25 protein-coding genes are annotated in these 26,095 nt (G+C 47.5%); 14 read left to right on the forward strand and 11 right to left on the reverse strand.

Annotated elements, in window-relative coordinates; all coding sequences use genetic code 11:
- Positions 1–68 precede the first annotated feature (68 nt).
- From fkpA to ACOMHB_RS19280, 7 genes are all read left to right on the forward strand, one after another.
- Positions 69–848, forward strand: coding sequence for an FKBP-type peptidyl-prolyl cis-trans isomerase (gene fkpA / locus ACOMHB_RS19250; RefSeq protein WP_448217830.1), 780 nt, complete (start codon positions 69–71; stop codon positions 846–848).
- A gap of 176 nt (positions 849–1,024) precedes the next feature.
- Entirely contained in the window at positions 1,025–3,007 is a 1,983-nt protein-coding gene (locus tag ACOMHB_RS19255) for an amidase (protein ID WP_448217831.1), read from the forward strand.
- Between the two features lie 344 nt (positions 3,008–3,351).
- Positions 3,352–5,430 (forward strand): amidase, encoded by a 2,079-nt coding sequence (locus ACOMHB_RS19260; RefSeq protein WP_448217832.1) that lies wholly within the window; start codon positions 3,352–3,354, stop codon positions 5,428–5,430.
- Between the two features lie 188 nt (positions 5,431–5,618).
- A complete protein-coding gene (locus ACOMHB_RS19265; RefSeq protein WP_448217833.1) occupies positions 5,619–7,595 on the forward strand; it encodes an amidase in 1,977 nt (658 codons plus the stop codon).
- A gap of 102 nt (positions 7,596–7,697) precedes the next feature.
- A complete protein-coding gene (locus ACOMHB_RS19270; RefSeq protein ID WP_448217834.1) occupies positions 7,698–8,780 on the forward strand; it encodes an SbmA/BacA-like family transporter in 1,083 nt (360 codons plus the stop codon).
- Between the two features lie 140 nt (positions 8,781–8,920).
- Positions 8,921–9,403: an RING finger domain-containing protein gene (locus ACOMHB_RS19275; RefSeq protein WP_448217835.1), complete on the forward strand. Its 483-nt coding sequence runs from the start codon at positions 8,921–8,923 to the stop codon at positions 9,401–9,403.
- A gap of 203 nt (positions 9,404–9,606) precedes the next feature.
- A complete protein-coding gene (locus ACOMHB_RS19280; protein ID WP_448217836.1) occupies positions 9,607–10,062 on the forward strand; it encodes a DUF29 domain-containing protein in 456 nt (151 codons plus the stop codon).
- A gap of 87 nt (positions 10,063–10,149) precedes the next feature.
- On the opposite strand, the gene ACOMHB_RS19285 is transcribed toward ACOMHB_RS19280, so the two are convergent.
- The 6 genes from ACOMHB_RS19285 to argR form a co-directional block, all read right to left on the reverse strand.
- Complete coding sequence (locus ACOMHB_RS19285) at positions 10,150–10,731, reverse strand: PqiC family protein (RefSeq protein WP_448217837.1); 582 nt, start codon at positions 10,729–10,731, stop codon at positions 10,150–10,152.
- A 4-nt stretch (positions 10,732–10,735) separates the two neighbouring features.
- Positions 10,736–11,704, reverse strand: a complete 969-nt coding sequence (locus ACOMHB_RS19290) for an MlaD family protein (protein ID WP_448217838.1) — start codon at positions 11,702–11,704, stop codon at positions 10,736–10,738.
- The gene (locus ACOMHB_RS19295; RefSeq protein ID WP_448217839.1) at positions 11,701–12,582 is read right to left on the reverse strand and encodes an ABC transporter ATP-binding protein; all 882 of its coding nucleotides are present in this window, start codon (positions 12,580–12,582) and stop codon (positions 11,701–11,703) included. The genes ACOMHB_RS19290 and ACOMHB_RS19295 overlap by 4 nt, the downstream gene beginning before the upstream one ends.
- A gap of 2 nt (positions 12,583–12,584) precedes the next feature.
- Positions 12,585–13,658 carry an ABC transporter permease gene (locus ACOMHB_RS19300; protein ID WP_448217840.1) on the reverse strand — a complete coding sequence of 358 codons (1,074 nt, stop codon included), beginning with the start codon at positions 13,656–13,658 and terminating at the stop codon, positions 12,585–12,587.
- A 16-nt stretch (positions 13,659–13,674) separates the two neighbouring features.
- Positions 13,675–13,830, reverse strand: coding sequence for a hypothetical protein (locus tag ACOMHB_RS19305; RefSeq protein ID WP_422138615.1), 156 nt, complete (start codon positions 13,828–13,830; stop codon positions 13,675–13,677).
- Between the two features lie 84 nt (positions 13,831–13,914).
- A complete protein-coding gene (gene argR, locus ACOMHB_RS19310) occupies positions 13,915–14,373 on the reverse strand; it encodes a transcriptional regulator ArgR (RefSeq protein ID WP_422134720.1) in 459 nt (152 codons plus the stop codon).
- Between the two features lie 378 nt (positions 14,374–14,751).
- Here argR and ACOMHB_RS19315 point away from each other — a divergent pair, with 378 nt between their 5' ends.
- The 5 genes from ACOMHB_RS19315 (at position 14,752) to ACOMHB_RS19335 (ending at position 18,596) form a co-directional block, all read left to right on the forward strand.
- Positions 14,752–15,489, forward strand: a complete 738-nt coding sequence (locus ACOMHB_RS19315) for an ATP-binding cassette domain-containing protein (protein WP_448217841.1) — start codon at positions 14,752–14,754, stop codon at positions 15,487–15,489.
- 187 nt (positions 15,490–15,676) lie between these two features.
- Positions 15,677–16,453, forward strand: a complete 777-nt coding sequence (locus ACOMHB_RS19320; protein WP_422134722.1) for a lysine/arginine/ornithine ABC transporter substrate-binding protein — start codon at positions 15,677–15,679, stop codon at positions 16,451–16,453.
- 53 nt (positions 16,454–16,506) lie between these two features.
- Positions 16,507–17,169, forward strand: a complete 663-nt coding sequence (gene artQ / locus ACOMHB_RS19325; protein WP_448217842.1) for an arginine ABC transporter permease ArtQ — start codon at positions 16,507–16,509, stop codon at positions 17,167–17,169.
- Complete coding sequence (gene artM / locus ACOMHB_RS19330; RefSeq protein WP_448217843.1) at positions 17,169–17,846, forward strand: arginine ABC transporter permease ArtM; 678 nt, start codon at positions 17,169–17,171, stop codon at positions 17,844–17,846. Before artQ ends, artM begins: the two co-directional genes overlap by 1 nt.
- Positions 17,847–17,903: 57 nt before the next feature.
- Entirely contained in the window at positions 17,904–18,596 is a 693-nt protein-coding gene (locus ACOMHB_RS19335) for an HD domain-containing protein (RefSeq protein ID WP_448217844.1), read from the forward strand.
- 20 nt (positions 18,597–18,616) lie between these two features.
- Here ACOMHB_RS19335 and ACOMHB_RS19340 read toward each other — a convergent pair whose 3' ends face one another.
- Positions 18,617–19,225 (reverse strand): TetR/AcrR family transcriptional regulator, encoded by a 609-nt coding sequence (locus ACOMHB_RS19340; protein WP_448217845.1) that lies wholly within the window; start codon positions 19,223–19,225, stop codon positions 18,617–18,619.
- Between the two features lie 137 nt (positions 19,226–19,362).
- Here ACOMHB_RS19340 and ACOMHB_RS19345 point away from each other — a divergent pair, with 137 nt between their 5' ends.
- Positions 19,363–21,411: an oxidoreductase gene (locus ACOMHB_RS19345; protein WP_448218654.1), complete on the forward strand. Its 2,049-nt coding sequence runs from the start codon at positions 19,363–19,365 to the stop codon at positions 21,409–21,411.
- Between the two features lie 779 nt (positions 21,412–22,190).
- On the opposite strand, the gene ACOMHB_RS19350 is transcribed toward ACOMHB_RS19345, so the two are convergent.
- The 4 genes from ACOMHB_RS19350 to ACOMHB_RS19365 all read right to left on the reverse strand — a co-directional run bounded on the left by ACOMHB_RS19350 (position 22,191) and on the right by ACOMHB_RS19365 (position 25,756).
- Positions 22,191–22,871 (reverse strand): hypothetical protein, encoded by a 681-nt coding sequence (locus ACOMHB_RS19350; RefSeq protein WP_448217846.1) that lies wholly within the window; start codon positions 22,869–22,871, stop codon positions 22,191–22,193.
- A 175-nt stretch (positions 22,872–23,046) separates the two neighbouring features.
- Positions 23,047–23,595: a BUD32 family EKC/KEOPS complex subunit gene (locus tag ACOMHB_RS19355; RefSeq protein ID WP_448217847.1), complete on the reverse strand. Its 549-nt coding sequence runs from the start codon at positions 23,593–23,595 to the stop codon at positions 23,047–23,049.
- 40 nt (positions 23,596–23,635) lie between these two features.
- A protein-coding gene (locus tag ACOMHB_RS19360) for an IS3 family transposase (protein ID WP_448215008.1) occupies positions 23,636–25,200 on the reverse strand; the annotation gives its coding sequence in 2 pieces (ribosomal slippage) (positions 23,636–24,747 and positions 24,747–25,200; 1,566 coding nt in all).
- Positions 25,201–25,237: 37 nt separating this feature from the next.
- Positions 25,238–25,756: a hypothetical protein gene (locus ACOMHB_RS19365; protein ID WP_448217848.1), complete on the reverse strand. Its 519-nt coding sequence runs from the start codon at positions 25,754–25,756 to the stop codon at positions 25,238–25,240.
- A 170-nt stretch (positions 25,757–25,926) separates the two neighbouring features.
- Between ACOMHB_RS19365 and ACOMHB_RS19370 the strand changes: the two genes are divergently transcribed.
- A complete protein-coding gene (locus ACOMHB_RS19370; RefSeq protein WP_448217849.1) occupies positions 25,927–26,049 on the forward strand; it encodes a hypothetical protein in 123 nt (40 codons plus the stop codon).
- The last annotated feature ends 46 nt before the right edge of the window (positions 26,050–26,095 follow it).

Here is a 26,095-nt window from a genome sequence, read left to right on the forward strand (position 1 = left end):
TCTCCCTGTCTATACCGGGTCTAAGCCCTTGACTGGCAGGACTTTGACCAACCCATTGGAGAAAAATAGTGAAAAAGGTTCTCAAAGTAACCACGTTGGCCGCAGTAGTTGCTCTTGCCGCAGGTTGTAGGGAAAACACCCAACCCGTTACTGAAGAAGTCAAGCTGGAATCCCCTGAGCAGAAAGCCGCCTACGCAATGGGGGCTTCGCTAGGCAACTACGCAGATCAAACCCTCAAGCAGCAGGAAGAAATGGGTATCACCATTGACCGTGAACTGCTCAAGAAAGGATTTATGGAAGCCTTGAATGGCGAGAGTAAGCTGAACGATGAAGAGATTCGCACCGCCCTGCAGGGTCACGAAGAGCGTATCCGACCCATCATTGAGAAAAAGGTTCAGGAGCGTCTGGACGAAGACCGCAAGAAGGGAGAAGACTTCCTGAAGGAAAACGCCAAGAGAGAAGGCGTGAAAACCACTGATTCAGGTTTGCAGTACGAAGTCATTGAAGCCGGTAAAGAAGATGCAGCAAGGCCGGGCCCTGAAGACCAGGTCACCGTTCACTATACGGGCACCCTGATCGATGGCACCGTTTTCGACAGCAGTGTTGAGCGCGGCCAGCCAGCTACCTTCCCTCTTAACGGCGTGATCAAAGGCTGGCAGGAAGGTCTGCAATTGATGCCGGAAGGCTCCAAGTACAAGCTGTATATTCCAGCTGAACTGGGGTACGGTGATCAGGCTGCAGGGTCCATCCCACCAGCTTCTACACTGATCTTCGAAGTTGAACTGCTGGATATCGCTGACGACAGCGATAAAACCAAAAATGACAAAAACAGCACTGACAAGAAGTAATTCCTGACTATCGTTTTCAGTCAGTCAAAAAGGCCGGAGATCTTCCGGCCTTTTTTTATGTTAAAAAATGAGTACAGGTCGATACCAAAGAGAATCTGAAACGTTGTCGGCTCCCATTAATCTATACTGGTCTCCTGCTTAGAAAATTGTCAAAGAAACTCTATTGAGGAACTACAATGCAGCGTTCAGGTGTAGCTCTTGTATTGACTCTTCTTCTGGTGGCGGCCGTTAGTTATGGCTATGTCTTGTCCGATCCTGTTCTTGTTGATATTGACCATCGTACCGGTCAAAAGCCTTATATCACCAGAGACTATTATCCTGACTGGCTGAGTTCTTCAAAAAGCCTTTCCGGATTTTGGCTGTCCTATGCCCGACAATGGTTAGTGGATCATGGGAGTACCAATGAACAGTTTGAGCTCATCAAAAGTGAGTTGTTCATCAGCGACATAAACCCAGAAGATCCTGTGCTTTTCTCCGACGCAGAATTATCAGCACTCAATGCAGGTATTCCCGGCAGGCCTGAACGGCCACCTTTTGAAGAGGCTTCCTCTTTAGACACTGGCTTTCGCGGCAGTCCAACTGCCAGGATATCCGAGCTTTTTGATCGTGCCGGTGGCATTGATGACATTCAACAATTGTTTGCAGAACAAAAACTAACCCCATCCAGGCTGGTTGAAGATATTTATCTCTGGTACGAAAAAAAGCTGCCAGAAGGCATGAAGGATGTGCTGATCGAGCAAGACAAAGATCTGGCAATGAGAGTAGCTGAATTCTCAGATCGGCGATGGCTAAAGTGTATTTCAGAATACCGGGGTGTTATTGAAGAGTGTAAAAAACAGCGGATTATCGGTGAGCTGGAAGGCATTCCTATTGCCGTAAAATCAGAAGTCAATGTTGCAATGTATTACCCAACCGCAGGCGTTTATCGTAGAAAAATGTTCTATCGTTCGCCTTTTAAAAAGGTGTATCAAGATACTGAATCTGAAGTGGTCAGATTGTTAAGGAGTGAGGGTATTATTATCCTAGGGCTAACCCATCAACATATTTTCGGGCTTGGGGCAACGGGAGAAAATCCTCAATTTCCCAGGATCTCTAATCGATTCAGTCCTTCTCATATCCCGGGTGGATCATCAAGTGGCAGTGCCCTGATGGTTGCCCTTGGCCTGTCACCGCTAACAGTAGGTACTGATAGTGGAGGGTCTGTAGCCATTCCTGCCTCATTAAATGGTTTACCCGGTCTTAAACCCACCACAGACAAACTGTCCACCAAAAATTATGACATCTCAGCGCCGGGTCTGACGGCTATTGGACTTATTGGTGACCGTTTTAAAGATATTGCCCTCGGTTATCAGGTTTCAAGCGGGCGTCATCCCACCCTTCAGGTGGCTGAGGTTTTGAAGACCCTCAAAATAGGTCTTGATCCTGAGTGGCTTGAACATGCAGATAAAGAAGTTTCAAAGAAGACATTTGAATGTCTTGACCGACTGGCAACCAGACTTAAAAAACGCCAAAGTCGCAAAGACAGCCTCTTTGTCAGAATGCAATTTATGCCTGAAAACTTCAGAAAACGGCTCTGGGCGACACATATGATCCTGTTTGGGCATGCAGCAGCGGAGAGAAAATTTAAATTTATGGACTCAGGCTTAATACCGTATGAAACCCAAGTTGCTCTGTTGATGGGCAAGGCCCTGTCTTATGAACAAGTCCAGCGAGCCAAACAAAACCAGAGAGACCTGGTCGGTCATTTTGAAAACAATATATTTTCAAAAGTTGATGTTATTGCCATGCCTACGACCTTAACGCCTGCTACAGCCAAATTGAAACACTGGCTAACAAATACAGCTGGCGAGTTGAATTTTGCCACCACGTATCTTCTGGCATTCAATGCTTCGCTGGCCAACCTGACAGGCAGCCCAAGGATAACCATCCCCTGCGGCTTTAATCATGAAGATCTGCCTTTTGGTCTTCAGCTAATGGGTGCTTTTCATAGTGAATACCTGTTGCTTGCAATTGGTAATTTGCTTGAACAGGAAATGGACGGAGAACTCAGAAAAAAGGCGGATAGCAACACGTTTTTGAAACGTTTTAAACCCTATCAAAAACTCTCCCCTGATGATGGTGGCAGTGTGCCTTATAAAGTCAGGAAAGGAGATTTGTAGCTATTGCGCACCATGATGGTCAAAATTCCTTTCGCAGCACTGCTGCTTCCGCTGCCATCCCTTCGAAGTTGACTGCTGGATATCGCTGATGACAGCGATAAAACCAAAAATGACAAAAACAGCACTGACAAGAAGTAATTCCTGACTATCGTTTTCAGTCAGTCAAAAAGGCCGGAGATCTTCCGGCCTTTTTTATGGTCAATTCACAGCTTTGCGAGAAAAATCCGAGTTAAAAAATGAGTACAGGCCAATACTAAAGAGAACCTGAAACGTTTCCGGCTCTCGTTAATCTATACTGGACTCCTGCATAGAAAATTGTCAAAGAACTCTATTGAGGAACTACAATGCAGCGTCCAGGTGTAGCTCTTTTATTCAGTCTTCTTCTAGTGGCGGCCGTTAGTTATGGCTATGTCTTGTCCGACCCTGTTCTTGTTGATATTGATCGTCGTACCGGGCAAAAACCTTATATCACCAGGGACTATTATCCTGACTGGCTGAGTTCTTCAGAAAGCCTTTCCGGATTTTCGCTGTACTATACCCGAAATTGGGTAGTGGGTCTTGGGAGTATCAATGAACAGATTGAGTACATCAAAAGGCAGTTGGTCATGAGCTGCATAAACCCTGAAGATCCAGTGCTTTTCTCCGACGCAGAATTATCAGCACTCAACGCAGGTATTCCGGGCAGGCCTGAACGGCGACCTTTTGAAGAAGGTCCTTTTGAAGAGGCTCCTTCTGAAGAGGCTCCTTCTGAAGAGGCTCCTTCTGAAGAGGCTCCTTCTGAAGAGGCTCCTTCTGAAGAGGCTCCTTCTTTAGACAATGTCTCTCGCGGCAGTCCAACTGCCAGGATATCCGAACTTTTTGATCGTGCCGGTGGCATTGATGACATTCAACAATTGTTTGCAGAACAAAAACTAACCCCTCCCAGGTTGGTTGAAGATATTTATCTCTGGTACGAAAAGAAGCTGCCAGAAAGTATGAAGGATGTGCTGATTGAACAAGACAAAAATCTGGCAATGAAAATGGCTGAAGCCTCGGATCTGCGATGGCGGAATTGTACTTCAGCATACCTGGGTGTTATTGAAGAGTGTAAAAAAAAACGGATTATTAGAGAGCTGGAAGGTATTCCTATTGCCGTAAGCTCAGAAATCAATGTTGCAGGGTATTACCCGACCGCTGGCCTTCGTCGCAAAATGGCCTATCATCCGACCTTTTACATGGCGTTTGAAAATACTGAATCTGAAGTGGTCCAACGGTTAAAGAGTGAGGGAGTTATTATTCTGGGGTCAACCCATCAACATATTCTCGGGCTTGGAGCAACGGGAGAAAATCCACAATTTCCCAGGATCTCTAATCGATTCAGTACTTTCCATGTCGCGGGTGGATCATCCAGTGGCAGTGCCCTGATGGCTGCTCTTGGCTTGTCGCCATTAACAGTAGGTACCGATAATGGAGGGTCTGTATCCATTTCTGCCTCATTAAATGGTTTACCCGGTCTTAAACCCACCACAGACAAACTGTCCACCAAAAATTATGACTACGCAGTGCCGGCTCTGACGGCTATTGGACTTATTGGTAACCGTTTTAAAGATATTGCCCTCGGTTATCAGGTTTCAAGCGGAATTCATCCCACCCCTCAAGTAGCTGAGGCTTTGAAGACTCTAAAAATAGGCCTTGACCCTGATTGGCTTGAACATGCAGATAAAGAAGTTTCAGAGAAAACATTTGAATGTCTTGACCGATTGGGAACCCAACTTAAAAAACTGCAAAGTCACAAAGACAGCCTCTTTGTCAGAATGCAATTTATGCCTGAGAACTTCAGAAAACGGCTCTGGGCGACCCATATGATCCTGTTTGGGCATGGTGCAGCGGAGGGGAAATTCAAATTTGTAGGCAAAACTGATGGTATGGACTTACCCCATGAAACTGAAATGGCTCTGTTGATGGGCAAGGCCCTGTCTTATGAACAAGTCCAGCGAGCCAAACAAAACCAGAGAGACCTGGTCGGTCATTTTGAAAACAATATATTTTCAAAAGTTGATGTTATTGCCATGCCTACGACCTTAACGCCTGCTACAGCCAAATTGAAACACTGGCTAACAAATACAGCTGGCGAGTTGAATTTTGCCACCACGTATCTTCTGGCATTCAATACTTCGCTGGCCAACCTGACAGGCAGCCCAAGGATAACCATCCCCTGCGGCTTTAATCATGAAGATCTGCCTTTTGGTCTTCAGCTAATGGGTGCTTTTCATAGTGAATACCTGTTGCTTGCACTTGGCAATTTGCTTGAACAGGAAATGGACGGAGAACTCAGAAAAAAGGCGGATAGCAACACGTTTTTGAAACGTTTTAAACCCTATCAAAAACCATCCCCTGATGATGGTGGCAGTGTGCCTCATAAAGTCAGGAAAGGAGATTTGTAGCTATTGCGCACCATGATGGTCAAAATTCCTTTCGCAGCACTGCTGCTTCCGCTGGCGCCCAGGAGTCTGGTGGCACCCTCGTTTGGGCGAGGGTTTGAACGTTTTTGCTAAAAAGGCTCAGACTCCGAGTGTTCTATACTTCGCTCCTGTTGAAAAAATTGTTAATGATAATCTATTGAGGAACTCTAATGCGGCGTTCAGGTGTAGCTCTTGTATTCACTCTTCTTGTGATGGCAACCGGCAGTGATGGCTATGACTTATCTGACCCTACTCTTGTTGATATTTATAACCCTTGCCGGCAAAAGCCTTATATTTCCTGGGACTATTACCCAGACTGGCTAAGCTCTTCACAAAACCTTTCCGGATTCTGGCTGTCCTTTGTTCGAAGTTGGGTAGTGGGTCATGGGACTGTTGATCGACAGATTGAGTTCGTCAAAAGTCAGTTGGTCATGAGTGGCATAAACCCTGAAGATCCTGTGCTTTTCTCTGAGGCAGGATTGACGGCTCTCAATCCAGGTATTCCGCACAAGCCAGAACGGGCTCCTTTTGAGGAGACAGCTTCTGAAAAGACATCTCCTGAAGAGACAGGCTCTCGTGGCAGCCCAACGGGCAGGATATCCGAACTTTTTGATCGTGCCGGTGGCATTGATGATATTCAGCAATTGTTTGCAGAACAAAAACTAACCCCTTCCAGGCTGGTTGAAAATATTTATGACTGGTACGAAAAACAGCTGCCTGAAAGCATGAAGGATGTGCTGATTGAGCAAAACAAAGATCTCGCCATGCGTACGGCAAGGGCCTCCGATCAGCGGTGGCTAAAGTGTATTTCAGCGTATAATGGAGTTATTGAAGAGTGTAAAAAGCAACGGATTATCAGCGAGTTGGAAGGTATTCCTATTGCTGTAAAATCAGAAGTCAATGTTGCAGGCTATTACGCGACCGCTGGCGTTAATCGAAAAAAAATAGCCGATCAATCGCTTTTTCCCATTGTCACTGAAGAGACTGAATCTGAAGTGGTACGATTGTTAAAGCATGAGGGTGTTATTATCCTGGGCCTAACCAATCAACATCTTTTCGGGCTTGGGGCAACGGGAGAAAACCCCCACTTTCCCGGGGTCTCTAATCGATTCAGTTCTTTCCATGTCGCGGGTGGATCATCCAGTGGCAGTGCCCTGATGGTTGCCCTTGGCCTGTCGCCATTAACAGTAGGGACTGATGGTGGTGGCTCTGTATCCATTCCTGCCTCATTAAATGGTTTACCCGGTCTCAAACCCACATCTGACAAGTTGTCCACCAAAAATTACATCAACGCTGAGTTAGACATGGTGGCTATTGGGCTCATCGGTAAGCGTTTTAAAGATATTGCTCTGGGCTATCAGATTGCAAGCGGACGTCATCCCACCCTTCAAGTAGCTGAAGCTTTGAAGACTCTAAAAATAGGCCTTGATCCTGACTGGCTTGAACATGCAGACAAAGAAGTTTCAGAGAAAACATTTGAATGTCTCGACCGATTAGGAACCCGACTTAAAAAACTGCAAAATCGCAAAGACAACCTGTTCGTCAAAATGCAGTTTACCTCTGAGAATTTCAGAAAACGGCTCTGGGCAACCCATATAACCCTGTTTGGGAGCTGGGCAGCGAAGGGGAATCTCAATTTTTTGGGCAAAGGTATACCTTATGAAACTGAAATGGCCCTGTTAATGGGCAAAGCCCTGTCTAATGAACAGGCCGAACGAGCCAGACAGAACCAGAAAGTGCTGGCAGATCACTTTGAAAAAAATATCTTCTCAAAGGTTGATGTTATTGCAATGCCAACAACGTTAACGCCTGCTCCGGCCAGAGTGAACCACTGGCTAACAAATACCGCTGGCGAGTTGAATTTAGCCAAAGCTTACCTTCTGGCATTTAATACTTCACTGGCCAACCTGACAGGAGGTCCCAGGGTGACCATTCCCTGCGGCTTTAATCATGAAAACCTGCCTTTTGGCCTTCAGTTAATGGGAGCAATTGACAGCGAATATCTGCTGCTTGCCATTGGCAGTTTGCTTGAGCAGGAGATGGCTGAAGAACTCATGAAAAAGGCAGAGAGCAATACGTTTTTGAAAGGTTTTAAACCCCATGAAAAACCATCCCCTGACGCTCATCTGCCCCATAAAGATTTATAGCTATTGTAAACGGGCTGATAGCGGCTGCTGCACCAAAAAATGAACGATTTGAATCCTCAACTGTCAAAAGTTATATACACAATGCAATAGAGGAGTGCAGGGATGCTGAAGTGCTTTTTCTTGTCAAAACAGTGGGCCATATGGGCCTGGGGAGGGCTTGCCGCCCTGCTCACCTCTATATTTATTGAAGTCAGCATGATGGTCAGAATGAATGAATGGTATGGCGAGATGTGGAATATGATGCAGCTGGCCAAACCGGAAACCATTGACCGTTTCTGGGAACTGATTCTTCTATTCTGCGCCATAGTTTTTCCCTATATTTTACTGAGAACCCTTTCCAGCTTCCTTTCACAGCACTTTTGCTTCCGCTGGCGGCAGGCCATGACCCTCGCTTACCTGCCCTTCTGGCAAAAAGTAGATAGTGACATTGAAGGCGCCTCCCAACGCTTGCAGGAAGATCCCCAGCGTTTTGCCAGAGTCACCGAACTGCTGGCACTGGGACTGTTTCGCTCCATTCTGACATTGATCGCCTTTATCCCCATTCTCTGGACGCTCAGTGAGGAGATTTGTGGCAAGCTGGCGGACTGGCTCAACAGCCCCGCTTTTGCGGAGAACTATGATAAAATTCCGCTATCCCTGAAAGGCATGGAAATCATGAGTCAGATACCTGGTTCCCTGCTGTGGTTTTCCTGCCTGTTGTCTTTCAGCGCCGTCATCATCTCCTACGTTGTGGGCATCCGCCTGCCCGGCCTTGAATACAACAACCAGAAAGTCGAAGCCCGCTTCAGAAAACAGCTGGTTTATGCTGAAGACGATAAAACCTACGCCAACACTCCAACGCTGCTGGAGCTGTTTACGGGACTGCGTTTGAACTATTTTCGACTGTTTCTCAACCACTCCTACTTTTCACTCTGGCAAAACTTCTTTTTCCAGTTTGTGTCTATTGCCGACCTGATGGTCATTGGTCCGGGTGTTATTTACGGCATCATCCTGATGGGGACTTTAAACAGAGTGTCCCATGCATTTAGCAGTGTTTCAGACAGCCTTTCCTACTTTACTGAAAACTGGGCAAACGTCACTGAGTTGTTATCCATTGTTAAACGCCTGAGAGAGTTTGAAGTGAATATCGGTTATCGTTCTGAATCGGGGTCGTCCGGACTGTTTAAAACTCAATACAAATCTTAACTCTGCGCTCGCATTGCTCCTGCATCCATGCGCAGCAAATTGGTCGGCCTTCTGGATCTTTCCGGGTCGTTTAATATCCTTCATAACTAAAGCATCGGCCACACTTCAGAAAGCAAATCTATCACGGGGGGCTTAATAATATGAAAATTAATATAATCAGACATTTTTTAATTCTTCTAATTACTTTTTTTATTTCAAATGCGGTATCTGCCCAATCAATCTGTCCTATTTGTCTTGAAATATTGCACTACGAGGATAAAGGTATTTCTTTATGCTGTCAGCATGAATTTCATGAGCGTTGTATTTCACGCTGGAATAAAAGAGAGAAAAAAGACACATGCCCAATATGCAGAAAGGAACTAATCTATCATCACGATTTGCATATTTTAAAAGCTCATGACTTATGCGGAAAAGTTCCTTACATTAAAATTGAAATCACACCCCACCTTTGCTCTTTTTCTGAACTTTTCTCTGTCAGATCAAGAGTAGATGAGGTTTTATCTGTAATCTTAAAAAAAGAAATTGATATGAGATTGGAAGAAGAAATAGAACGCTTAAGATTGAAGATCATTAATTTACATCTTGTTGACGATGATGACGATGACGATGACGATGACTTGTGAAAGCATTACAGTCGTTCTGTGCTATCAAGCTGATTGAAACCGGAATGCTGACCTGCCGTGTTGACGTGTCTGATCCAGTAAAATTGCGGCCCCGGTGCGACCCAATAGCCGGTTCAGTAGCGATCTACGCTGGTTGGTATTGATGGGAATGACATTACAATACTTGTCCTATACTCTGCTGTAGTTAACGGGGGAGTTACATCATGGATAATGATCAGAAAACACTTTACGAGTCCGACTTCTATAGTTGGACTAAACAGCAGGCTCAACTCATTAAAGAACGCCGGTTCGACGAACTTGATCTCGATAACCTTGCTGAAGAAGTGGAAGATATGGGGAAGCATGAGCCGCGTTCATTAACCAGTCACCTGATGCAACTGCTCATGCACTTATTAAAATGGCAATACCAGCCAGAGCGACGTTCAAGAAGCTGGCGGGACTCCATCATTTTACAAAGAGCCAAGGCTAAAGATGTACTTGATGAAAACCCCGGTCTGAAGCCCAGGAAGGCAGAACTGTATAAAAAAGCCTACCAAAAAGCCGTCGTCCTTGCGGCCAAGCAAACCGAGTTGCTCCTTAAAACCTTCCCTTCAGAATGTCCGTGGACGTATGAAGAAGTCATGCACGATGACTTTCTTCCAAAGGACCCGCCGCACTAGTAGGCTGACCGAGAATAGCGCCCGTCCAGGCGACCCCGTCTGGGCGACCCCGTCTGGGCGACCCCGTCTGGGCGACCCAACAACTCTTCAATGCTGAGCAACAATGCCCTTCTCTATTCGCTGACTCAGATCAGCCAGCAAATAACTGAAGCTTTTAACCCATTGCTCAGGAGTGCTTCCTTTTGGGAGATTTCTGGTTAACCTGACGGTGCGAAATTCAACGCTTGCCTGTTTTTTAAGGAGGGTAAAACTGGCATCCAGCTCCATGTTATTGCCAGACCAGGCCAGATTATTAATGTCAACTGCCACAGCAATATCAGGTGCCTGACTCCTCAACCAGGGTCCGGCCTGAATATCAGAGTGAGGAAATAATGCCATCAGATTCTGAGTCAGGGTACGTGTGATTGCATCCTGTAGTGGTTCACCCCAACGCTGATTATCGAAGCGGATAAGTTTGTACCCCCCGTCGTTTATAATCAGACCAGATCGATCCATCCAGCCCGGGATTCTGGCCGGAGCCACTCCGATTGACGATACTCTAGTCTGACCGGACTCCCCCTCAACTACCGGCTTCAGAGTGTAGTACTGAAAAGGTCTGACTTGACTCACGCAGGCCGACATAAGAAACACGGCAATCAGAGGCAGAAACCATTTAACATGACTTTTCATGACATTACTCCCCTGTATCTCTGCCCAACAACACTGAACCCGGCTGTTCTTCCAACAACTCTGCCAGCTCCCTGACAGCATCTGCCGAGCGACTGATATCCTTACTGCTGCGATCCAATTGATACATCAGAGGCGAGTCAGGTGCCAGGGTATCACTCAGTTCCATTGTCGTTTGCTCCAGTGCTTTCAGGACAGCTTCTACAGAGGATAATACCTCGCTTACCCGACCAAGCGTTTTTGGCAGTTCTCTCTCAATAGCCTGAGACATCTGGTTCATGCTATCAGCCATAGGGACAAATTCATCCCTGATGTCTGACATGCTTTTAGCCATATCCTCTGACATAGCCCCAAACTGTGAAAAAGCCTTATTGAGTTTTGTCGGCATCTGCTGAAATGCCTGACTGCTACTGATGGTATTCAGGTTGTGGGCAATACTTTTCAAGTCTGCTATAAGCGCAGGCAGGTTCATTTCGTCCAGATCTTGAGTAATGGTTTCAAAATCAGTGGGCACCGTCGGGAGCTGAGGGTATTGTGTAGAGACAGGAATCGTTCGCGCACTGGTTTTGTAGAAGTCCACTTCGACGTACAACAATCCTGTGAGAAGACTCTGGGTTTTGAGCTTGGCTGCCAGTCCCCGGAACACCAGTTGCTTCATGATATCTTCAGGAACTTTTCCTCCCTTACCAATAACCATGTCCGGATAGATATCGATAATCACCGTATTTAATAACTCTTCCTTGTCCACATACAGCTGGGTGCGGATATCCGTGACTTCACCAATTTTGACCCCTCGCAGCGTAACAGGAGCTCCAATATTCAGACCCATAACACTACTGTCGTAGATCAGCTCATAACGCTCTTTGCTGTGACTGGAGTAACTGCCCTGGCCTACAAACATGGCAAGACCCACTGCCAGTCCGATCATGGTAATCACGAACAGACCGGCAAAAATGGAGTACCTTTTTTTATTCATCGTCCTCTTTCCCCGGAAGCCCGCTGATGGCTCTTTTCAGAAGCCCGCTGATGGCTCTTCTCAGAAGCCCGCTGATGGCTCTTCTCAGAAGCCCGCTGATGGCTCTGCCCTCGGGACAGAAAGTCTCTGACCAGGGGCTGAGAGCTGTGATTCAGCATATAGGACGGAGCCCCCGTATCCAGCTGTGTTTTAGTCTGCGCATCGAGAAATACGCCATTGGAGCCTATGGCAAAAATACTTTCCAGTTCATGGGTTACGATCACAATCGTTACTCCCAGTGACTGACTGAGCTGAAGAATCAGATCGTCCAGCCGCCTGGCACTGAGAGGATCAAGACCGGCTGACGGCTCGTCGAAAAACAGCACGTCAGGGTCCAGAGCCATAGCCCTGGCCAGACCGGCACGCTTGGCCATACCACCACTGATTTGTGACGGATAATAGTTTTCATAGCCTGCCAACCCGACCAGAGCCAGCTTGTAACGCACCAGATCGAATACCTCTGCCGGTTTCATCCGGGTATATTGGGTGAGAGGAAAACCGACATTTTCTGCCAAAGTCATGGCACTGAACAGGGCACCACTCTGATAAGTGACTCCCCACCGCTTCCGCATTTCCAGCTGCTGGTTGTCTGTGGCAGAAAAATAGTCCCGCCCCTCATAGGCAATGGTTCCGGCGGCTGGCTGATAGAGTCCGATCATATGCTTGAGCAAAGTGCTTTTACCACAACCACTACCTCCCATGATCACAAACACATCGCCTTTGTGAACCTTAAAGGTCAGGTCCTGCTGTATAAGGTTGCTGCCGTATTTCATAGTCAGCTGGCTGACTTCTATTGCTGCGCTTTTTCTATCCGTAGCTTGGGGACCTGGCTGCTCCATTATCAAATACCCATCTGGAAATAGAGAATATTCAGACCTGCATCCGCGACCACCAGATAGACAATAGCAGTAACCACCGCCGTAGTGGTTGCCTTACCCACTGCCGCAGAAGAGCGGCCACAGGCCAGTCCGGCCTGACACCCGGCAAAACTGATCAAAATAGCGAACACCAGACTTTTAAATAAGCCTGTCATCACATCGGCCATGGCGAAGGAACCGGAAAGCTGATAAAAATACTGGGTGAAGGTGATGTCCATACTGAGAGCCACAGCCGAGCCTCCCAGCATTCCCAATACATCGCTATAAAGCGTCAACAATGGCATGGCCACAATAAGGGCCAGCATTCTCGGAAGCACCAGATAATCAACGGTCTTGATGCCCAGCGTGGTAAGAGCATCAACCTCTTCATTGACCTGCATGGTACCCAGCTGTGCGGCGTAGGCAGCGCCTGTTCTACCGGCCATGATGATAGCGGTCATCAAAGCCCCCATTTCCCGCACCATACCAATACCCACCAGATCAGCCACGTAAACTTCAGCACCAAACTGTCGTAACTGGACTGTCCCCAGGTAGGCCAGAATCATGCCTACCAGAAAGCTCAGTAAGGTCACGATGGGTAATGCCGCTGGCCCGGTCTGATGCAAAAACTGAAAAAAGTCACCAGGTCTGACATCGCTGCGCAACCTGAACATTCTGATTATTCCGAGCGTGATATCGCCCAAAAAAAGAACAACATTTTCCAGCCACTGAAACACTCCTTTCGTCAGGAATTGCAGTGACTGCAATGAAAAAAAAGTCTTTTTAGTCGAAACGTTTTCCACAGGAACTGCGATGGCCAACTGATGAAGGTTCTGGACATCTTCCGGCAACCCGGAGAGTAACAACTTTATATTATTACTATCACAGTGTCGTTGAAGCTTGAGCAACCAGGCACAAAACAGCGAATCCCATTGAAAGGAAGCGTCGGTCAGGAGATCAAGCGTCTGGAGGTCCCCTGAAATCAGTTCAGAAAATAACTGCACAGCATCAGGTAACGCCTGATACCGGTCCCAACTACCGGACAGGATCGCACTCATGTGTTCTGGATTAACGTTATGCGCTATCTTGAAACCGGGTGATGCCATCGACTCTGGAAGCACTGAAAAAATGAGCCACAAGCATATAGACAAAAATGAACCGGGTAAATATGCCTGTGGCAGGCTTTACCCAGCCCATCAGCTCATTCAGCAACAGTTCGGGTCCGCTCAAAATTATTAATTCATTGACGTACAAAACAGCATCTCGCACTCACGTTCTGCGAGGATGTCAATCAGTCCAATGATAATCAGGGTGTTACATAAACAGCTTGACGATACCGTCCTGAAGCCTGTCAATTTCAGCAGAGGAAACGGGAGCTACAAAAATAGTGTCGTCGCCCGCTACACACCCCAGGATACCATCGGAGCGGCCGACGGAATCCAACAGCCGTGCGATCATCTGGGCAGCCCCCGGACTGGTTTTGATCACGATCAACATGCCGTTGTTAGCTACGTCTTCCACCAGATCTCTGACGGCAATATTGGAATCCATTTTCCCCAGTTCCGGGGGCAGACAATACACTTGTTCATTGCGGGCATTGCGAACACGAACAGCACCGTGGCGACAAAGTAACCGGGAAACTTTTGACTGACTGATATTATCAAAGCCCTGACTCTGAAGTTGCTCAACGATCTGGCTTTGGGACCCGCAGCGCTCTTCTTTAAGCAGCTGTCTGAAAGCCTTAATGAGTTCTTCCTGTTTTTGACTGGCCATAACCTTTGTTCATTGCTCCTGAATTCCCAGGCAGTAGTGACCAGAATCCCTGGCCTCTTCTGGATAAAAAAGCACCAATTATGAATAAGTATTCTAAAAATACTTGATTTTATCCATGATCGTATAAGAGAATCTATTTTTATGTGAACCAGTCGTCTGTTCGGCCTATGCTTTTCTGGCAAGAAAGGGTTAAGCTCAACGGACTCCGTCAGCCCTGAAGCCTGCCCATATCATAAAATCGGGACAGGCTTTTTTGTGCAAGCGCGACAAACACCTTGCACGGGGCAGGACTCTCACACAGTCATGAGCACAAAACATTCCCGCTGCATCTCATACCCGGCAAAGCGGGAATTCTCACAAAATGGCAGATGAAAGGCAATGGGCATAGTCGTAGAGGGCCTCAGCAAAGCATTTGGCTCCACACAGGTTCTTAAAGATATCAGTTTTAATATTCCCCGGGGTGAAACCACCGTTCTTCTGGGGGCCAGCGGTGCAGGTAAAAGCACCCTGCTGCGCATGCTCAACCTGCTGGAAACACCCGACCAGGGCACCATGAAAATCGCTGATATGGCGTTTAATTTCAACAACGGCCATAACAGCAGGCACCTGAACAAACAGGCTTGCGCCCTGAGACGCAGGGTAGGCATGGTATTTCAACAATACAATCTCTGGCCACATATGACCGTGCTTGGCAATCTGATTGAGGCTCCGGTTGTACAGGGTATGCCCAAAGAGCAAGCCACCACCAAAGCCAGAGAACTGCTCGAGCGTGTTGGCCTGTCTGAAAAAGCCGACGCCTGGCCTTCTTCGCTGTCGGGTGGCCAGCAGCAACGGGTAGCTATTGCCCGCTCCCTGATGCTGTCGCCAGACGTTCTTTTATTCGATGAGCCCACTGCGGCTCTTGATCCGGCTATCACCAATCAGGTGGTAGAAGTGATCAGGGAGCTGAGCCAATCCGGTATCACCCAGGTAGTTGTCACTCACGAAGTCGAATTTGCGCGAAAAATTGCCAGCAAGGTGATTTATCTTGAAGATGGTCATATTGTTGAAGATGGATCATCCGATCACTTTGCTCACCCCCGGACAGAGGCTTTTCGCAGCTATCTGGAACATTGACCCACCGGAGACAGCGTCTCCGACCATTGCAGCCAGGTGCTGATGCAGATAAACACTCCTTTCGTCCTGAGCTTTTTGAAGGATGGTGTCACCGCACTTCAACAAGTCTGCTGTTTATGGAATGGAGCCTTACGCCTGACTGCACTGGCTTGTTTATAGACTTTCATGATTTCTGGAGTATCAAAAAATGAAAAAGATGTTCGCTTCCCTGCTGGCGACCAGTGCTTTGACTGTTGCCACGCTCATTGGCGCTCAATTCACTCAGGCTCAGGCTGTCGAGACTATTCGCTTTGCCACAGAAGCCACTTATCCTCCTTTTGAGTTTGTGGGTAAAGACAATCAACTGGAAGGGTTTGATATTGATCTGGCCAAAGCCATCTGTAACGAACTGAAAGCAGAGTGTACGTTCAGCAATCAGTCCTTTGACAGCCTTATTCCCAGTCTGAAGTTCCGCCGTTTTGACGCAGTGATTTCAGGGATGGACATTACTCCAGACCGTCTCAAGCAAGTCGACTTCAGTGGCCCTTATTATGAGAACTCGGCCATCTTTGTCACCGACAAAAACAAGGGATTAACGTCTATTGAAGCGCTCAAGGGTCACTCTGTGGGTGTTCAGAACGGCTCAACCCATCAACAGTATCTGATCGAAAAGCTGGAGAGTCAGGGTGTTAAGGTCCGTCCTTATGACACATTCCAGAATGCTTTCCTGGATATGACCAGTGGCCGGGTTGATGCGGTCTTCGCCGATACTGCGGTTGCCAGAGAATGGATGAAAGAAAGAGGCGAAGGTCTCTATGCCCAGGCAGGCCCAGAGGTGAAAGATGCAGATTATTTTGGCATCGGCTACGGGATTGCAGTCAGAAAACAGGACAAACTGAAGGAAGAAATTGATTCTGCCCTGAAAAAACTGAAAGAAAACGGCACTTACCAAAAAATCTACGACAAATACTTTAACAAAGCCTGAACTGCATCCTGCCCAGTTGCAGTCTCTTTATTAACTGACAGACCCATGTACCCATGCTTGATCTATTCTTCAATGCAACTCTGATGACGCTGGGACTGGCGCTTTCTTCCCTGCTTCTGGGCCTGATACTGGCGGCCCTGCTGGCTTTGGGTGAACTGAGCCGTTTCCGGTTGCTTAGATACCTGACCGTTTCATGGGTCACTCTTATCAGAGGAATGCCCGAGATTCTGGTGGTCTTCTTTATCTATTTCGGTGCGACACACCTGCTCTTTCTGCTCACCGATGAGTTTATAGAGATCAGTCCTTTCACAGCCGGTACCCTTGCCCTGTCGCTGATCTTTTCAGCCTATGCCAGCCAGACTCTGCGGGGTGCTTTCATGGCCGTTCCCAGGGGGCAGTCGGAAGCGGCCAAAGCTCTGGGTATCAGCTCTGTCCGCTGTTTTTATCGAGTGGTACTGCCCCAGGCCTGGCGCCACGCACTACCCGGGCTGGGCAATCAGTGGCTGGTGCTTCTGAAAGATACGGCACTGGTCGCCCTGATAGGCGTGACGGACCTGCTACGTCAGGCACAACTGGTTTCATCCCAGACTTATGAACCTTTTACCTGGTACGCAACAGCTGGTGCCATCTATCTGTTGATCACCCTGATCAGTCAACATTGCCTGAACAAGATGAAGCAGAAAACCAGTCAACATATCAGGACGGTGAACGTATAATGCCGGAATCCTTGTATGAATACCTGCCCCTCCTATCAAGAGGTCTTCAGACCACCCTGGAGTTGACCTTAGTCAGCTTGCTGGCTGGTCTGGTCATGGCCTTGCTGTTTACCCTGATCCTTTCCTTGCGTTTTAAACCTCTGGTCTGGCTGGTTCGACTGCAAATCCTGATGTTTACGGGCACCCCCCTGCTGGTGCAGATTTTTCTGATTTATTATGGTCCGGCTCAGTTTCCGATACTACAGGAAACAATATTCTGGTCATTACTCAGCGAACCCTGGTTCTGTGCCATGCTGGCTCTGGCCCTGAATAGCGCGGCTTATTCCACTCAACTATTCAAGGGTTCTATTGATGCGGTCTCTGCCGGTGAGTGGGAAGCGGCTATGGCGCTGGGTATGACGCGCCAGCAGGCTTTGACCCGGATCGTACTGCCCCACGCGATTCGCAGGGCATTGCCAGCCTATGGCAATGAAATGATTCTGGTTATGAAAGGAACCTCACTGGCCAGTACCATTACCTTAATGGACCTCATGGGTTATGCCGCTCGCCTGAATGCCCAAACATACGACACCCTTACAGTTTTTTCACTGGCGGGTCTTATCTACCTGACTCTGACTGGAATCCTGACACTGATAATAAGGTGGATAGAGCGCAGGGCCCTGGCATTTTCCCGCTAAATCGTAAAGGTTTTGCCGCCTGTCAGGGGCGGCAGACAACCTCATCAGGAATATACATTGCAATGTCTACTCCGGCCTCTCAAAATCCTGTCAGCCACTCTGCCATTAATACTATTATTTTCAGGCATTCAGGCTGAAGGTACTGCCCAACCCTGCCGACAGTTCTCCCTGAATGGATATGGACGCGATCAGAGCAAAACCATGCAGAACTGCCTGAACGACATAAAAGCAAAAGCCAGCGTTTTTTATCAGCAGCAGGACCCTTACCACAACCTGAGGCATGGAGAACGAGTGGTAAAATACGCCCTGAAGATCAATCAGTATGAATCGGGTAATTCCTTTCTTGTTGAAGCGGGTGCCTGGCTCCATCAATATCATGACCATCTGGAGCAACTCGATAAACTTTTGAAAGAAACCGGATTGAATCCCGTCGTTCAATCTCAGCTGTACGAGATTGTCAGGCTGTGCCGTCCTCATCTGATTTCCGGGCGTTCCCCCTTAGAGGCGAAAATTGTCTTTGATGCCGATGCCATGGACCTAATGGGAGCCCGGGGCATAGCCCGTGAGCTGGCCTGTAACCTTGAAGTCAGAAAACTCCCCTACGATCAGGCGTTGATGCAAACCCGAAGAGTACAGAACCTTTTTGAAGAAAAACTGATGACCGAAACAGGTCGATCCATGGCTCAAAATGATATCAAAATGGCTCGCCTTTTCTGGCGTAGCTTTGATGAGTCCGAGCGGCCCTTATGAATCAGAGCAGCTAAAAGCAGCTATGTTGACTTCATATTCTGTACCAGTAACCTTGCCGCTACATCGCACATGCTATTGATGGAGGCTTTATCCAGATAAACCCCATCAATTAATAAACGACTTAAACCGTGCAAACTGCCCCAGGATACCTGGGCTACCCGCAGGGCATCCTGATCCTGACTGAAGCTGTCACCCGGTAAGTATTTTTTGACAAAGTCAGCATAACGCTGAAAAGCTTCAAATGAGATTTTACTGAGTTCATCAGTGGCTTGCCCATTCTTCCAGATAGGTCGGCCAAACATCAGGTCATACTGTTCGGCATGATTCTGGGCAAAATCGATGTAAGCATAGGAAAACTCACGAAACCAGGCTTCAAGATCGTCGGGGACTTCTGTCAGCCTGCTTCCCAGTTCCTGGTACCAGTGATTGAACCCTTGCTCTGCGATGGCACATAAAAGTTCATTCTTATCTTTGAAATGATGGTAGGCCGCAGTTCTCGAGACACCAACAGCTTCAGCCAACCCACGCATAGAGAGCTTCTCAACGCCTGACCCGGCGATCATCCGGGTTGCCTCATTAATCAGGCTTTGTCGTAAGTCTCCATGATGGTAATTCTTCTTGGCTGACATATTTTTACTCAAAGACAGTGCTCTGTATCAGAAAATGAATACTCAATCTTGACAGTGTCAACATACAGTCTTATCTTGACGCTGTCCAGATAAGATAATTACAAATGTCCCTTAAAAAACCTGATGAGGATCTGTCGATGACCACCTCCCCACACAGCTCTGAGCCCCATAAGCTCTACCCTCACCTGCTGGAACCACTGGATCTGGGCTTCACACAGTTGAAAAACCGGGTGCTGATGGGCTCCATGCACACTAACCTGGAAGAGCATCCCGGTGGCTACGAGCGGCTGGCCGCTTACTTTGGTGAGCGCGCAAAAGGTGGCGTCGGTCTGATGGTGACCGGCGGCATTGCGCCCAACTGGGAATCCGGCGGCTTGCCCAACGCAGCCCAGATTACAACAGAAGAAGAGATTGCCGGTCACAGCCTGGTCACCCGGGCCGTACACAACGAAGGCGGCAAGATCTGTATGCAGATTTTGCACACCGGCCGCTATGCCTACCACCCTAAAGCCATTGCTCCCAGTGCCCTGCAAGCACCGATTGCGCCTTTTCCTCCCAAAGAGCTGACGCCCGAAGAGATAGACGGCCAGATTGAAGACTTTGTGCAATGTAGCCTGAATGCCCGGAAAGCGGGCTATGATGGTGTTGAAATCATGGGTTCGGAAGGTTATTTCATCAACCAGTTTATCGTCGCTAAAACCAACCACCGTGATGATGACTGGGGTGGACGTTACGAAAACCGCATTCGACTGCCCATTGAAGTCATTCGTCGTGTAAGAGAAAAGACCGGCAAAGACTTTATTATTATTTATCGTCTCTCCATGCTCGACCTGGTTGAAGGCGGCAGCAGCTGGGATGAGATTGTAGAGCTTGGCAAAGAGATCGAAAAAGCGGGTGCGACCATTATCAACACCGGTATTGGCTGGCACGAGGCTCGCATTCCCACCATTGCAACCATGGTCCCCCGTGCTGCTTTCACTTGGGTCACTGCAAAAATCAGAAAAGAGTTAAGCGTTCCTGTTATTACCTCCAACCGTATTAACATGCCAGAAGTGGCTGAAACGGTTCTGGCCAGAGGCGATGCCGACATGGTTTCCATGGCTCGCCCTTTGCTGGCTGACCCAGAGTGGGTTAAAAAAGCTGAAGAGGGCCGTGCTGATGAAATCAACACCTGTATCGCCTGCAATCAGGCCTGTCTGGACCATGCTTTTGAATTGAAACTGGTCAGCTGCCTTGTTAACCCCAGAGCCTGTCATGAGACCGAATTAAACTATCTGCCTACTGACAAGCCGAAAAAGCTTGCGGTGGTGGGTGCTGGTCCCGCCGGCCTCTCTTTTGCGACAACTGCCGCATACAGAGGCCATGATGTCACCCTGTTTGAGGCTGCTGACAAAATCGGTGGCCAGTTCAATATTGCCAAACAGGTACCGGGCAAGGAAGAGTTCCATGAAACACTTCGATACTTCCAGCGTCAGTTAGAGCTCACCGGTGTAAATCTGAAACTGAACACCCGGGTTTCTGCCAGTGAACTGGAAAACAGCGATTTTGATGAAATCATCGTAGCGACTGGCGTTACACCACGTACACCCGATATTGAAGGATTGGATCACCCCAAAGTTCTGACCTACCTGGATGTCTTCAGGGGTGCAAAAGTCGGTAAAACCGTAGCAGTGATCGGTGCTGGCGGAATTGGTTTCGATTTGAGTGAATTTATTACCCAGAAAGGGCCTTCACACAGCCTGGATGTCGAAGCCTTCATGAAAGACTGGGGGGTTGATATGAGTCTCAGCAACAGGGGTGGTCTGGCTGCTTCCGGCTCCCGGGAAGAAGAAAGTTCACGGGAGGTTTACCTGCTTCAGCGCAAAAAGACGAAGCCGGGAGCCACCCTGGGTAAAACCACCGGATGGATTCACCGAACCGAAATGGTCAAGCGTGGCGTGAAAATGGTGCCTTCCTGTGAATACCACAAGGTAGACGATAGTGGTCTTCATGTCTCCATTGATGGTGAGCCAAAGGTTCTGGATGTGGATAACGTAGTCATCTGTGCAGGGCAGTTACCTCTCAGAGAACTGGCTGACACTATCACCAGCAAGCCTGTTCACCTTATCGGTGGTGCCGACGTCGCTGCCGAACTGGATGCCAAGCGAGCCATTAACCAGGGGGCTCGCCTCGCCGCAGAAATCTGATCCGGCTATGGCTATGTGTGGATAGACTCACACTCTGTTGACCTGAGGTTGCCCTGAGCATGTCGAAAGCTGCGACTAGCCCGGGGCGATCGTAATAAATAAAAGAAAAAAATAATGGCTCTTCAGGGATATCTGTGGGTAAAAATGAGAATAATAAAGGGATAATAAAGGGACACCGGATAATAAAGGGACACCCAACAAATAATAAAGAGAATAATAAAGGGACACCCAATAAAATAATAATAAAATAATAAAGGGACACCCAACAAAAAATAAAGAAAAATAAAGGAAAAATAAAAAATAAAAGGACACCCAAAGGTTAATAAAGGGACACCCAACAAAAATAAAGAAAAATAAAGGAAAAGGAAAAATAAAAGGACACCCAAAAAAAATAATAAAAGGACACAGAAAATAAAAGAGAAAATAAAAGGACAGCCTTATATTTGATGGATGTCCTTTAAACATTTTGGATGTCCTTTAAACATTAAACACTTCTTTTTTGGATGTCCTTTAAACATTCTTTTAAACATTCTGACAGGAAAGCTCGACTTCAGTAGGGTGAACGAAGCCTGCTTACCCACTGAAAATTCAAAAGAACCAAAATTTTGATACTTCGCTCTGAGCTTGTCAAAGCCTTTGACAAGCTCAAGCACTTGGCAACAATGATTAAAGTGATTCTATTAGCTCCTGAAGACTCTCCTGAACGGCTTCGGGCCACTGATCCACATAAAATTTATCAGTTTTTTCTTAATGGCAGGAATGCCAGCCTCTCCCTTTTATTAACCGCCGGGTCTCTCGTAACTGGAGCATTTGAACTTTCTAATACACATACCGACACCATCTCCAAGAGTGAACCAACGGAACCATCCGGTGCAGCTGCCAACCTGTGCTATAACAAAATAGGATGTAACCAAAGCAACCACAGCAGCCGCCCCGACCCCGATCCATAGTCCGGCTTCAGAGACGGTGTTTTTCCAGTTCTGGCAGCTGCCTGTCAGTTCATCAAGATAAGATTCGGTTTTGTCACAAGCAGGCTGTGAAAGAACCGAAATATGATACTTGGGGTAGATATATTGCCATTCCGAGCCGGTGACTGTGCAGGGTAATCTCTCTGAGCCGGTATCCTGCATGTTTTCATGACCCTTGAGCAAAGCAGTGCGGATGGCTTCGCGGTCAAGACACTTTTTCATTGCCTGAATATCAAGCCGTGAAGCCTTGTCGGCTTTGGTTGTAAAAATAGTGCGTTCCCACTGAAACACAGTTTCCCCTGTTGATGCATTGAGCGCACAGCCGCCCAGGCAGTCAATCGGATGATTTTTACAAACCTTTTCTCCGTTCGGGCAGGAAGCATCAAATATAATGCCATTACTGTTTCCTTCCACAATAGGGTTTGCTGCTACCAAAGCAGAAGAAAGGCTCGCAAAAAGTAGCAAAATGTTTTTGTTCAGGGGATTGAGCATGATTATTTTTTACTCCAATTTAAAAAACATAGAAATTCGCCTGCATCGCTCATACAGGCTGCTTAAAAATGGCATAAAATCAGCCATATTCAATTTGAAAAACAAATCAGTATTGGCCAGTCAGCAACAGGAGACACTGAAGCCTCCTGCTTTGTGCAGCGGCTTGTTACTTGATTCAAGGCTTACGGTACGATGGTGTATAGTTAATCTGCACGACCTGAAGTGACTCAATTTGCTTTTTAAGACTCTCCTGAACATCTTCCGGCCATTGACTTATATAGGCCCTGGTAAAGCCATCCTTTGATATCTGACTTCCGTTCATCTCTAAGAACAGTTGATTCAGATCGTAAAACACTCCCGATGGTTCCAGAACAGAAACAGAAAGCCCTATGGTATCAATCAGCGAGAAACCCGACTTTTCATCATAAAAAATATTATTGAAGTTCGGATCTCGATGAACCGCCCTGGAAAGGGTATAAATCCCATCGAATTTCGAAACCCTGTGACGCAGGTGAAATTTCGCCAGAATTTGCCCAAGCTCGGAAAACAATGCTTCAATATCAAAACTGCTTGAGGGCCTGCGGGACTCAGCAACCCAATCCCGAAGAGAGCGCCCTTTTACGGCTTTGAACAGTGAGTGCATCCTCCCCCCGATCAATCCACTCCACTCATCAAAACCAAAAGCCACCGGCTCTTCTTCAGGCACAAAGTAGCATTCAGCCACTTTCGGAGTTTTTCAAGATAGTTGTCCCGAAAACTGAATTTTAGGCTGCCTTTTTCTCGTTAATTCTTGCTTCAGACAACCGCTCAGGATTCAGTGCAACCGCACCTACAGGCTCCCAGTTTCTGATAACTCCTGACCAGCGCGTTGGATTAGCTTCTCGCGCTTTGGTATACACCTGTTTCCGGTGATTCAGGATTTCCTGATCTCTTTTCTCATGCCGTTGCGCAGGTGTCACAAAGCGGATTGAGCTATGGCGGTGTTCATTGTTATAAAAGCGCTCAAACTTCAGCATCCACTGTCGACTGTGTTCTAACGTCAGAAAACCTTGAGATGGCCACTGAGGACAGTACTTCACCGTTTTAAAGATCGATTCTGCAAATGCGTTATCATTACTCACCCTTGGGCGACTATGAGAGGGAATAATGCCCAATTCCTCAAGCTTGGCCTTAAAGGTACTCGACGTCATTGGAGCCCCATTGTCTGAGTGCAGTACAAGCGGTGTTTTAGTGCATTTTTCAGCCACCATTGTCCGGTTAATCAGTTCACTGGCTAACTCACCAGACTCACGGCTATGAATCTCCCAACCAACAATCTTACGACTGTAAACGTCCAGTATCAGGTAGAGGTACCAGAACTGGCCGCGTACCCTGGAAGGTATGTAACTGATGTCCCAACACCAGACCTGGTTAGGGCCAGTAGCAACATAGGTTGTCGGCTTGTTGCTTTTCGATCGCTTTCTTGAACGACCGCGGTGGTGCAACTGACCATACTTTTTCAACACACGGTAAAAGCTAGATTCAGAAGCAACGTATACTCCCTTGTCTGCAAGGGCTGGCACGATCTGCGATGGTGGCAGGCTCGCATACTCATCTTCATTACTGATAGTCAGAATACGTTGCTCCTCTTCCTCAGTCAGTTTGTTAGAGGGTACCGGGCGCAAGGCATCCGGGCGTTTGTCCGTTAACACTGCACCATTGTCATCGCGCCAGCGATTCAGTGTTTTCAGGGATATTTCCAATTGTTCAGCAGCCTTCCAGCGAGAAGCGCCGTTTGCTATAGCCTCATCAAACCATGTCAGCAGTTGGCGGCGCTTATCGACAGGTGTCAGTTGTCCTCGCTGTCTATCCCGTAGAAGGCATCGAGCTTTTTTGATAGCACCAGCAGGGCTGCAGCTTCTGCCAACGCCTTGTCTTTACGGCGAAGCTCTTTTTCAAGGCTCTGATTGCGCTTACGCTCTTGTTTTAATTGCTTGCTTTCCTGGTCTGCACGCTGAGAAGCCTGAACAGCACCTGAAATACAAGCGTGCTTCCACTCCTTGACTTGTTGAGGATAAAGCCCTTTTTTACGGCAGTATTCACTTAACTCTGTTTCTGACAAAGCAGCGGTTTCGACGACCACGGCAAACTTGCTTTCAGCAGACCATTGTTCTGATTTTTGTTCGTTCCCTGGCACAGGTAATCCTTTGTCCCGTAGTTTTTTACGCCAATTATACAGGGTTTGTTCGCTGATACCTTCCTCTCTGGCAACATCCGGCACAGAGCGATTGTGTGGTGGTAACAGTTTTTTCAAAACAGCTGATTTACGTTCCTCTGAAAAACGAGGCATATTCAACGTCCATCGCCCACTGTCTAGCTTTTATTGGTTAATCAGTGAGCGGGACAACTATCCTGACACAGCGGGCTTTCAACATAGGGGTAATCATAAAGCCAGTTTCAGCATAACCTTTCAAAATAAACTGCTGACCGTTGATCCGTATCGTGTTCAACGAAAACACCGAAGGAGAACGAGCCAGAAAAGCTATGAACTCAGCTTCATCCGTGTTGTCAGTCGCCCACTGTAAGCCCTTGTAACGCACAGGAATTTGTTGCCATTGGCTGGCGTTGTTCCCCGGCCAACGCCAGTTGAAATAATCTTCCAGGTCAGCTTGCCAATCATCGCAGGACATTGTTGCAGGATGTATGGCTTGGGTTTTTCTTAATAGCTTCAAAGCTTCTGCGCAGTTTTTACTGGCAGTCAGAGACTGACAAAATTCACTGTCCAGTTTCGGCTTCCAGAGTTCAAAGGGTTGGATACTACAGGATTCATCATCCCCGGTTACTGGCGACTGCGGTGTCTCGGGCCATGCAAAATAAGCAGCTGCAGACGCAAACAGCAAGGCCAAAGGGAACCGATAACCTCCACGACTCCATGGCTCTGTCGGACAACTTTCCAAAGAAAAAGAATATGTGGACTGCATTAACAGCAGGAGGGTCAGCATAATAAAAAATAACGGCCCAAAGGCTAAGCGGTTTCGCGGCATAACATGTTCCTGAATCAGATATTGGTTATTCTATGACCGTAATTACTCCAGAGAGTTCAACAACCATCGAACATCGTTCGATGATTCAGATTCATGCTGCCAGCCTGATTACGGTTCTATATTTAGTCCAGACCGGTAAAAAAGACGCCCTTTAACCCCCTTTTTGGCCTGGGTAGCAAGCTCAGGGCAAACGTCTCGTTG

It is taken from the genome of Endozoicomonas sp. 2B-B (assembly GCF_053470045.1).